The sequence below is a fragment of the Desulfobotulus sp. genome (assembly GCF_034006065.1).
In the GTDB taxonomy this organism is placed as follows: domain Bacteria; phylum Desulfobacterota; class Desulfobacteria; order Desulfobacterales; family ASO4-4; genus Desulfobotulus.
In genome coordinates this window covers 1-3,245 of sequence record NZ_JAVETM010000106.1, presented here as the reverse complement: position 1 = coordinate 3,245, position 3,245 = coordinate 1, and the positions used below count along the sequence as shown (strand labels likewise).

Here is a 3,245-nt window from a genome sequence, read left to right as displayed (position 1 = left end):
GGGGGGAGCTCTCCTGGGGCTGCCGGCCTGCTCTCAAAGTTGGGTCAGCGCGTGGGGGCCTTTTTTTCAGAACTGGAACAGCAGTTCAGAATGGAGGCTCAAAAGGCCAGGGTGAAGGATCAGACAGAGGGTCAGACCGGTCAGGTCAGGAGTCGTCAATCGGACAAATCCGGCACTGCGGAACAGGGGTTGTTTGCGGAATTTGACGACGTTGACTTTGACGATCCTGCTTTTACCCTGCAAGAAGAAGATGATGATGGGAAGGATTCCCGGCCCGTAAAAGTCCCCAAAATTCCGACGGCTGCCAGGGTAAAAAAGCAAGCACCGAGCCGGCCCGTGGTTAAAGAGCCTTTGAGAGCAACTATCCCGGGCGTTAGCCTGAGCCTTTCTCCAGATGAGATCCGTACCGCCGTAGTCTGGTCGGAAATCCTTGCCCCGCCTATTGCCCTCAGGACCGGTAAAAGGCCCTGGGAGAATTGATTTGAAAATATTGGATTTGGTCAAGGAGACAAACTTTCCCCATCTTAATCTTTTTTCCGTGCGTTACAGGGATACAAGAAAAAAAGAAAAATCCTGGGTGTTCGCTTCAAGATCAGAAGACCCACAAGCCTTCAAGACCGATACAACTCCCGACGCCGTAGTAATCGTCCCCCTTCATCGGGATAAACAGAGGCTCGTCATCATCAAAGAGTTCAGGGTCCCCCTTGGGGGATATCAGTACGGGTTTCCAGCAGGGCTTGTGGACAGGGGAGAAAAGAGTGTGGAGGCTGCCACACGGGAACTCTGGGAGGAGACCGGTCTTACCCTGGTCAAGGTTCTGAGGCAGAGTCCTCCTGTGTACTCGTCATCGGGCATGACCGACGAGTCCATCACCCTGATCTATGGCGAGTGCCGGGGTGAACCCAGCACCCTTGCCAACGAGGCTTCAGAAGATATAGAGGTGATCATGCTCTCAACCGGGGAGGCTGCTGGGCTTTTAAACACCCCGGGCCTTAAGTTTGACGTAAAAACCTGGATCATTCTTTCCACCTTTGCAGCCACTGGCAAAATTTAACGTCCATGTTTACTAACTTTATCTATTTCCTTGTGGCTCTTATTCTGTACACCACATGTCACCATCCGGGTGGCGGGGGAATGCCGGATTACGCCTTGGTGTCTGCCCTGGCTCTGGCAATCGTTTTTGCCCTTGTGTGCCACATCTCATTCAAGCGGCTTGCGGCAAGGTCTTCCCTTGAAGGGGGAGATGCAGGTGTGCAGATTGACACCCGGCTGGACCAGCTTTTACTTCGCCTGTCCATACTTGCCCTTTTTGTCTTTGCAGCCGACCTTTACATTTTAAAGCTCAAGCTCGCCCTGGCCGATCTCCCACCGTTTCAGATTTTTCCCACCCTCGAGGCTCTTGTATTTCTTTTTATTTTTCTCGGATATCTTGTGATAGTCTGGACATCGGCCTGGAGGGTGCAGAGGCAGTTTTTTCCCGGAACCGTGTCAAAAAAGAGTTTTGTGATTTCAAACATCTCGTTCTCCCTTCCAGCTCTTCTTCCCTGGTTTATACTCTCCTTTGTGGCTGACATCATCCAGATCCTTCCGTTTAAGGGGTTTAAGGCAGCCCTAGCAACCCCGGCAGGTGAAATTCTTTACGTGGTTTTTTTCTTGTTTGCCGTGGCAACTTTCGGACCCTACCTGATTCAGAGGCTCTGGGGTTGCTCTTCCCTTGAACCGGGACCCACAAGAGACAGGATCGAAGCCCTCTGCATTCATGGGGGTATAGGGTATGCAGACATCCTCAAGTGGGATCTTTTTGGCGGCTCCATGATCACGGCAGGTGTGATGGGGCTTGTTTCAAGGTTTCGCTATATCCTTGTCACTCCGGCCCTTATCAATCTCATGACCCCCCGTGAAATCGATGCGGTAATAGCCCATGAGATAGGCCATGTGAAAAAATATCACATTCTTTTCTATCTTTTTTTCTTTGCAGGCTACATCGCCTTAGTCTACGCTCTGTTTGAGCCTCTGCTGGTTTTGATCTACGGGTTGAATCCCCTGTCATGGCTTGTCATCTTTGCCGGGATGGAACAGGAGACGGTCTCCACCCTTGTTTTCAGCCTAATACTCATTCTGTTCTTTCTTGTTTATTTCCGGTTTGGATTCGGGTTCTTCATGCGCAATTTCGAGCGCCAGGCCGATACCTATGTTTTTTCACTCCTGGGCAGCGGGCGAAGCCTTATCGACACCTTTTACAAAATTGCACGGTTCAGCCGCACCGCATCAGATCGACCCAACTGGCACCACTTCAACATCTCCCAGCGCATCGACTTTATGGTGCGATGTGAGCTCGATCCAGACCTTGTGAAAAAACATGACCGAAAAATACGGCAGATGGTGGCGGGCTATGCAGTGTTCATGGTGATGGTTGTTTTGGCGGGTTATTTTGTCAATTTTGGTCCGGGAAAGGAGGTGATGAACAACTATCTTGCCGAACGGATCTTACTTGAGGTCCTTGAGGTTGACCCTGAAAATGTAGATGCCTACACCTTGATCGGTGATTATTACTATGGCAGAAAAATGTTTGAAAGGGCTGTTCATGCCTATGAAAATGTGCTTAAAACAGCCCCGCAAAACCTCCAGGCCCTGAACAACCTTGCCTGGCTCTTATTGACCTGCGAGGATGTATCCTTCCTGGATCCGGAACGGGCCCTTACCCTTGCCCAGCGGGCCATTGCTGTTGATACCCCTTCCCATGTGCTTGACACCTATGCCGAGGCTTGCTGGCAGAACGGCCTTGCCAGGGAGGCCCTGGAGGCATCAATCAAGGCCCTTGAGCAGGCGGAGGACCGCTTGGGCCTGGACCTGGACTATTACCGCTCTCAGGTTCAAAGATTTGCCGGGGAAAATTAACGGGGGAGGTTCCCCTTATCGGTTGGGTTGATATTCAGGCACAATCTGCATCAACATTTCCCGGATCTTCTGGTCGTCCTGATCTTTGGCAAACGCTATTATTTCATCAATCTGTCTGTTCAATGCCTTGAGATTACACGTTTGCCCTGCTATCACCATGATTTTTTTATGGTCGGTGGGGACTATGCCCTCTCCTTCGGTTATTAACTCCTCGTAGAGTTTTTCACCGGGCCTGAGACCTATGTATTCGATCTTGATGTCCACATCCGGTTCAAACCCTGAAAGCCGTATGAGATCCCTTGCCATATCAATTATTTTAACCGATGTGCCCATTTCCAGAATAAATG

Annotated in this window: 4 protein-coding genes; 3 read left to right on the top strand and 1 reads right to left on the bottom strand. The window is 50.6% G+C overall.

The genetic code is table 11. The features are described 5' to 3' along the window. Window positions 1–90: 90 nt before the first annotated feature. The 3 genes from RBR60_RS16525 (at window position 91) to RBR60_RS16515 (ending at window position 2,898) form a co-directional block, all read left to right on the top strand. A complete protein-coding gene (locus RBR60_RS16525; protein ID WP_320358850.1) occupies window positions 91–480 on the top strand; it encodes a hypothetical protein in 390 nt (129 codons plus the stop codon). Between the two features lie 97 nt (window positions 481–577). Further along, on the top strand, window positions 578–1,054 hold the full coding sequence (locus tag RBR60_RS16520) for an NUDIX hydrolase (RefSeq protein WP_320358848.1): 477 nt from the start codon (window positions 578–580) through the stop codon (window positions 1,052–1,054). Window positions 1,055–1,059: 5 nt separating this feature from the next. Beyond that, window positions 1,060–2,898: a M48 family metalloprotease gene (locus RBR60_RS16515; protein WP_320358846.1), complete on the top strand. Its 1,839-nt coding sequence runs from the start codon at window positions 1,060–1,062 to the stop codon at window positions 2,896–2,898. A gap of 15 nt (window positions 2,899–2,913) precedes the next feature. Here the strand turns inward: RBR60_RS16515 and RBR60_RS16510 are convergent. Then, window positions 2,914–3,245 (bottom strand): polysaccharide biosynthesis protein (locus RBR60_RS16510; RefSeq protein WP_320358843.1); only part of this gene is annotated, 332 nt, incomplete at its 5' end.

Excerpts from the sequence above, each read along its gene's own strand:
- RBR60_RS16515 (WP_320358846.1), top strand. The coding sequence starts at position 1,060 with ATGTTTACTAACTTTATCTATTTCCTTGTGGCTCTTATTCTGTACACC.
- RBR60_RS16525 (WP_320358850.1), top strand. The coding sequence starts at position 91 with ATGGAGGCTCAAAAGGCCAGGGTGAAGGATCAGACAGAGGGTCAGACC.